Origin of the sequence: Streptomyces hygroscopicus, from assembly GCF_026168105.1 — a bacterium.
Taxonomy (GTDB): Bacteria; Actinomycetota; Actinomycetes; order Streptomycetales; family Streptomycetaceae; genus Streptomyces; species Streptomyces hygroscopicus_D.
On the sequence record NZ_LBMW01000105.1, the window covers coordinates 1 to 7,429 of the forward strand.

The window sequence follows — 7,429 nt, forward strand, 5'->3', positions numbered from 1 at the left end:
TGCGCGGGAAGGACGTGCTCGTGCCGCGTCTGGCGAAGCTGCCCGGGGCCGCCGCGGGCGCGCCGGACCTCGGAGAAGGCACGGTCCTGGTGACCGGCGCGTCCGGGGCGCTCGGCGGACTCGTCGCCCGGCACCTGGTGTCCGAGCACAAGGTGCGCCGACTCCTGCTGGCGAGCCGCCGGGGAGCGGAGGCCGACGGAGCGGCGGAACTGACCGCCGAGCTGACCGAGTGGGGCGCCGAAATCACCTGGGCGGCCTGCGACATGGCGGACAGGAAAGCCGTCTCCGCAATGCTGGAAAAGCTCGATGGCCATCCGCTGTCGGCCGTCGTGCACACCGCGGGCCTTCTCGACGACGGAGTCGTCTCCGCGCTCACTCCGGAAAGGATGCGAGAGGTCTTCCGGCCCAAGGTGGACGCCGTACTCAATCTCCACGAGTGCACCCGGGGCATGAACCTGGCAGCCTTCGTCCTCTTCTCCTCCGTCGCCGGAATCGTCGGCAGCGCCGGACAGGCGAGTTACGCTGCGGCGAATTCCTTCCTCGACGCCTTCGCCTCCCGCCGACGCCGTGACGGCCTGCCCGCCACGTCGCTGGCGTGGGGAGTGTGGGAGCAGGCCGGCGCGATGACGGAGAGTCTGGCCGACGCCGACCGGGCGCGCATGGCGCGCAGCGGCGTACTGCCGCTGTCGTCGCAGGAGGGGTTGCGGCTGTTCGACGCGGCGCTGACCTCGGACGAGGCGGTGCTCGCCCCGGTCCGTATCGACAGCGGCGCGCTGCGCACCGGCGAACCCCCGGCGGTGCTGCGGTCCTTGGCGTCGGCCCCCTCCCGCAGGAGCGCACGTACCGCGGCCGCACCCTCGGCGTCCTCGCTGGCAACCCGCCTGGCGGACCTGCCGGAGGGCGAGCGCGGCAAGGTCGTCCTGGACCTGGTACGGGAGGAGGTTGCCGCGGTCCTGGGCCACGCCTCCGGCAGCACGGTCCAGCCGGAACACGCCTTCCAGGGCCTGGGCTTCGACTCGCTGACAGCCGTCGAACTCCGCAACCGGCTGAACAGGGCCACCGGGCTGCGGCTGCCCGCGACGCTGGTCTTCGACTGTCCGACGCCCGCACTCCTGGCCCGGCATGTGCTCGCGGAGACGGCGTCGGCGGCCGAACCCGTCCTAGTGGAATCCCTACTTGCCGACCTGGACAGGCTCGAACAAGAATTGCTTGCGAAGGTGGCTCCGGGCGACGCCCGCGACCGGATCGTGTCAAAGCTCCAGAGTGTATTGGCAGTTGCCGGGAAATCCGGCAAGGCGCCGGAAGACCCTGGAATCAGCGGCGATCTGGAATCGGCCACGGACGACGAAGTGTTCGATCTGCTCGGCAAGGAATTCGGGATCTCCTGACGACTACGGCGTCCCGGTTTCCCTAGCCGAATTCCGGTGAGCCTGCCCAGGGGTGAGGGACGATTTCGGTGGCGAACGAGGACAAGCTCCGCTATTTCCTGAAGCGAGTCACCACAGATCTCCAGGAGACCCGGCGGCGCCTTCGTGAGCAGGAGGACGCCGCCGGGGAGCCGGTCGCCATCATCGGGATGAGCTGCCGCTACCCGGGAGGCGTCCGTTCGCCGGAGGACCTGTGGGAGCTGGTATCCACCGGCCGGGACGCCGTCACGGAGTTCCCCGCCGACCGAGGATGGGACCTGGACGCGCTCTACGACCCGGACCCGGAACACCGCGGCACCAGCTACGCCCGCGAGGGCGCGTTCCTGAGCGACCTGGCGCAGTTCGACGCCGGCCTCTTCGGGATCTCGCCCCGCGAGGCGCTCGCGATGGATCCCCAGCAGCGGCTGCTGCTGGAGACCTCCTGGGAACTCTTCGAGCGGGCGGGCATCGACGCCTCCTCGCTCTCGGGGAGCCGGACCGGGGTGTTCGCCGGTGTGATGAACCATGAGTTCCTCGCCGCCCTGCAGAACTCCCCGGAAGACCTGGAGGGTTACCTGGGCACGGGCACCTCCGGCAGTGTCGCCTCCGGCCGGGTGGCCTACACCTTCGGTCTCGAAGGCCCGGCCGTCACTGTGGACACGGCCTGCTCGTCCTCGCTCGTCGCCCTGCACCTGGCCGTCCAGTCGCTGCGCAGCCGTGAGTGCTCGCTGGCCGTGGCCGGCGGGGTCACCGCGATGGTCGGCCCCGCCACCTTCGTCGGCTTCAGCCGCCAGCGCGGACTGGCGCCCGACGGCCGCTGCAAGGCGTTCGCGGCCGGCGCCGACGGCACCGGCTGGGGCGAGGGAGTCGGCCTGCTGCTGGTCGAACGGCTCTCCGACGCCCGCCGCAACGGCCACCAAGTCCTCGCGGTGGTCCGTGGATCAGCCGTCAACCAGGACGGCGCCTCCAACGGCCTGACCGCCCCCAACGGCCCGTCCCAGCAACGGGTGATCCGTCAGGCCCTGACCGCCGCCCGGCTGACCACGGCCCAGGTCGACGTGGTCGAGGCACACGGCACGGGCACGAGGCTGGGCGACCCGATCGAGGCACAGGCCCTGCTCGCGACGTACGGCCAGGGGCGGTCCGAAGAACGGCCGCTGTGGCTGGGGTCGATCAAGTCCAACATCGGGCACACGCAGGCCGCGGCCGGTGTGGCCGGCGTCATCAAGATGGTCATGGCCATGCGCCATGGCCAGCTGCCGCCCACACTGCACGTCGACGATCCGTCGCCGCACGTGGACTGGTCGGTCGGCGCGGTACGGCTGCTGACCCGGCCCGTTGCCTGGCCGACCTCGGACCAGCCGCGCCGGGCCGCGATCTCGTCCTTCGGGATCAGCGGCACCAACGCGCACACGATCATCGAGGAAGCCCCGTCGGCCGAGGCCCTCGAAGAGACCGAAGGGCCCGAAGAGGGCGGCGGGACCCCCGCGACGGCAGCCGTCGAGGCCGCCTTTCCGGCCGAGGGCGGACCGGTGCCGTGGGTGCTGTCCGGCAAGAACGAAGCAGCGCTGTGCGGGCAGGCCGAACGCCTGCTGTCCCACCTGGACGACGAAGTCCCCCTGAAAGACCTGGCATTCTCGCTCGCCGCGACCCGCACGGCCCTCGAACACCGCGCGGTGGTGCAGGGCGAGACCCTTCAGGAGCTCGTCGCGGGACTGCGCGCGGTGGCCGCCGGATCCCCCGCCCCCGGTGTGGTGCGCGGCCGCTCCGGCACCGCAGGCCGCGTCGGCTTCCTCTTCTCCGGACAGGGCTCGCAACGCCTGGGCATGGGACGCGAGCTCTACGCCTCGTATCCCGTGTTCGCGGCCGCGTACGACGAGGTCCGTGAGTGTCTCGACGCCGCGATCGACGTCGACTCGGAGGAGCTGCACCGGACCGGGGTCGCCCAACCCGCCCTCTTCGCCCTCGAAGTGGCCCTGTTCCGGCTCCTGGAGTCCTGGGACATCAGGCCCGACTACGTGGCCGGTCACTCCGTCGGCGAGATCGCGGCCGCGTACGTGGCCGGGGCGCTGTCGCTGCAGGACGCCGCGAAGCTGGTGTGCGCGCGTGCTGCGCTGATGCAGGCCCTGCCCACCGGTGGCTCCGCGATGGTCGCCGTGCAGGCCACCGAGGACGAGATCCTGCCTCACCTCACCGACGAGGTGAGCATCGCGGCCGTCAACGGACCACGGTCCGTGGTGATTTCGGGTGCCGAGGGCGCTGTCGCGCACATAGCGGAGGCCTTCGCCCAGCAGGGCCGCAAGACCTCCCGGCTGAATGTCAGTCACGGCTTCCACTCGCCGCTGATGGACCCCATGCTCGACGACTTCGCCGATGTCCTGCGCGGTCTGACCTTCGAGAAGCCGAAGATCCCGGTTGTCTCCAACGTCACGGGCCGGTTCGTCAACACCTATACCGCCGAGTACTGGGTCCGTCATGTCCGTGAGGCGGTCCGCTTCGCCGACGGAGTCCAGACCCTGCACGAGCAGGGTGTCACCACGTTCGTGGAGATCGGCCCCGGCGGCGTCCTCAGCGGTATGGCGCAAGGCTGCCTGGACGACACCGAAGCGCTCGCGGTCCCGGTACTGCGCGCCGACCGCCCGGAGCGCGCGGCCCTCGTGTCCGCCGTCTCCGAACTGCACACGCGCGGCCTCTCGCCGGACTGGGCCGCCTTCTTCCCCACAGCCCGGCGCGTCGAACTGCCCACCTACGCCTTCCAGTACGAGCGCTACTGGCTCGATGCCCTACCGGCTGCGCCCGGCGACATGCGCGCGGCCGGCCTGGGCTCCGCCGGTCACCCCCTGCTGGGCGCCGCCGTCGCTCTCGCCGGTGGTGACGAACGGCTGCTGACCGGGCGGCTGTCGCTGCGTACGCACCCGTGGCTGGCCGACCACGTGGTCCTCGGGACCGTGTTGCTGCCGGGCACCGCGTTCGTCGAACTCGCGGTGCGCGCGGCCGACGAAGCCGGCTGCGAAGTGCTGGAGGACCTCACCCTCGAAGCGCCCCTGATGCTGCCCGAGCAGGGAGGCGTCGCGGTCCAGGTGTGGGTCGGAGCGGACGACGGTTCCGGGCGACGGCCGCTGACCGTGCACTCGCGCGCCGAGGACGACACCGAACTGCCGTGGATCCGGCATGCGACCGGTTTCGTCACCGGCAGCTCGGCAGCCCCGGCCGACCGGGCGCTGACGGTGTGGCCGCCCGAGGGTGCCCAGCCGGTCGGTCTCGACGGCTTCTACGAGCGGCTCGACGGCCTCGGCCTTGTCTACGGGCCGGCGTTCCGCGGCTTGCGCGCCGTGTGGCGCGCAGGTACGGACGTCTTCGCCGAAGTCGCCCTGCCCGACGGCCTGGACGTCGGCTCCTTCCTCCTGCACCCGGCGCTGCTGGACGCGACGCTGCACGCGATCGGCGCGGGCGGCACCTTGGTGACCGAAGCGGATGGCCCCCTGCTGCCGTTTACCTGGTCCGGCGTGTCCGTCCGCGCGACGGGGGCGTCGACCGTACGCGTACGGCTGGCAGGAAATGGCACGGACACGGTGTCACTGCTCCTGGCCGACGCCGCCGGTGAGCCGGTCGCGTCCGTGGAGTCGCTGACGCTGCGCGCCGTTTCGGCGGAGCAGCTCCGCAAGCGCTCCGAGGACGCGATGTTCACCGTGGAGTGGACGCCGCTGTCCCTGCCGTCCGACGCGGAGGGGACGGCGGTCGCGTACGCATCCGACGTCCAGTCGCTGAGCGACATCGACGGCGTGTCGCAGCCGGACGTCGTCGTGGTTCCCTGCCCGGACGGACCGGACGGGGCGTCCGAGGCAGAGCGGGTCCACGAGGTCACCGCCGAGGTGCTGCGGCTGCTCCAGCGGTGGTCGGCCGAGGAACGGACGTCGCGCTTGGTCCTGGTGGCGCGCTGCGACGACCTCGCCCACGCCGCCGCCGGCGGTCTGGTTCACTCAGCCCAGGCGGAGAACCCGGACCGGATCGTGCTGCTCGAGACCGACGGCCGGGCCGACGTGTCGACGCTCGTACCCGGCATCGTGCGCACCGGCGAACCCCATGTCCTTGTCCGCGACGGGGAGCCCCGCGTGCCCGGCCTGACTCGGGCGGCACCCCAGGATCCGGAAGCCTCCGCCCCCGAGCTCGGCACCGTCCTGCTGACCGGCGCCTCCGGAGCGCTCGGCGCCACCGTCGCCAGCCACCTGGTGACCGAACACGGCGTGCGCCGACTGCTGCTGGTCAGCCGCCGTGGCGCGGACGCCCCCGGCTCCGCCGCCCTGGAGGCCGAACTCACCGCGCACGGTGCCGAGGTGACCTGGGCCGCCTGCGACGTCGCCGACCGCGACGCACTCGCCCGGGTCCTGGCCGCGACACCCGTCCACTCCGTCGTGCACACCGCCGGCGTACTGGACGACGGCGTGATCGCCGCGCTCACGCCGCAGCGCCTGGAAGCCGTGCTGAAGCCCAAGGCCGACGCCGTGCTCAACCTGCACGAACTGACAAGTGAAGACACGCGATTCGTGCTCTTCTCCTCCGCCGCCGGTGTCTTCGGCAACCCCGGCCAGGGCAACTACGCGGCAGCCAACGCCTTCCTCGACGCCTTCGCCCGGCACCGCCGGGGCCGGGGTCTGCCCACGGTCTCGTTGGCCTGGGGCCCCTGGGAGCAGGAAGGCGCCATGGCCGACGCCCTCGACGAGGCCGGCAGGTCGCGGATGGCGCGCTCGGGCGTGCTGCCGCTGTCCACCGAGGACGGCCTGCGGCTCTTCGACGCCGCACTCGCCTCGGCCGCACCCGTGCTCGTACCGGTCCGCCTCGACACGACGGCCCTGCGCGACCTGACGGCCGCACCGGTACCGGCCCTGCTGCGCGGGCTCGTCCGTACCACCACTCGCGGCACCGCCCAGCGCGCCACCACCGGAACACTGGCCTCCCGCCTCGCCGGACTGACCCGTGACGAGCGCGACGAGGCCGTCCTGGAACTCGTACGGTCCGAGGTCGCCGCCGTGCTCGGGCACTCCTCGCCCCACGCGATCCAGCCCGCCCACGCCTTCCAGGACCTCGGCTTCGACTCCCTGACGGCCGTCGAACTGCGCAATCGGCTCTCCTCCGGAACCGGCCTGCGCCTGCCCGCGACCCTCGCCTTCGACCACCCGACCCCCGCCGCCCTCGCCCGCCACATCGGCGCCGAACTCCTCGGCGAGGCACCGGAGGCCACGGCAGCGTTGCGGCAGCCCACGGACACCGCCGACGAGCCGATTGCCATCGTCGGTATGAGCTGCCGCCTGCCGGGCGGGGTGCGCTCGCCGGAAGACCTGTGGCGGCTGGTCACGGACGGCCGGGACGGCATCTCCGGCTTCCCCGACGACCGTGGCTGGGACATCGAGTCGCTGTACGACCCGGACCCCGAGCGGCTCGGCACCACGTACACCGCACAGGGCGGCTTCCTGCACGAGGCAGCCGAGTTCGACGCCGGCTTCTTCGGGATCTCGCCGCGTGAGGCGCTCGCGATGGACCCGCAGCAGCGGCTGCTGCTGGAGGCGTCCTGGGAGGTGTTCGAGAACGCGGGGATCGATCCGGCCTCGGTGCGGGGCAGCCGGACCGGAGTCTTCACCGGCCTGATGTACCACGACTACGGCCAGGGCCCGCGCGAGCTCCCCGAAGGCGTCGAAGGTCTCCTTACCACCGGAGGCTCCGGCAGTGTCGCGTCGGGGCGTGTGTCGTACACGTTCGGTCTGGAGGGGCCGGCGGTCACGGTGGATACGGCGTGTTCGTCGTCGTTGGTGGCGTTGCACTTGGCGATTCAGTCGTTGCGTGCTGGTGAGTGCTCGATGGCGTTGGCCGGTGGTGTGACGGTGATGGCCAGTCCTGCGGTGTTTGTGGAGTTCAGCCGTCAGCGTGGTCTGTCGGCGGACGGGCGGTGCAGGGCGTTCGCTGCTGGTGCGGACGGTACGGGCTGGTCCGAGGGGGTCGGCATGCTGCTGGTGGAGCGGCTCAGTGAT

The 7,429-nt window shown here is 71.9% G+C and carries 2 protein-coding genes; both read left to right on the forward strand.

Annotation, left to right across the window (positions count from 1 at the left end; all coding sequences use genetic code 11):
* Positions 1–1,388: type I polyketide synthase (locus tag AAW14_RS38770; protein ID WP_265569170.1), on the forward strand; the 1,388-nt coding region annotated here is incomplete at its 5' end.
* 68 nt (positions 1,389–1,456) lie between these two features.
* A partial coding sequence (locus AAW14_RS38775) for a type I polyketide synthase (protein WP_265569171.1) occupies positions 1,457–7,429 on the forward strand: 5,973 nt, incomplete at its 3' end.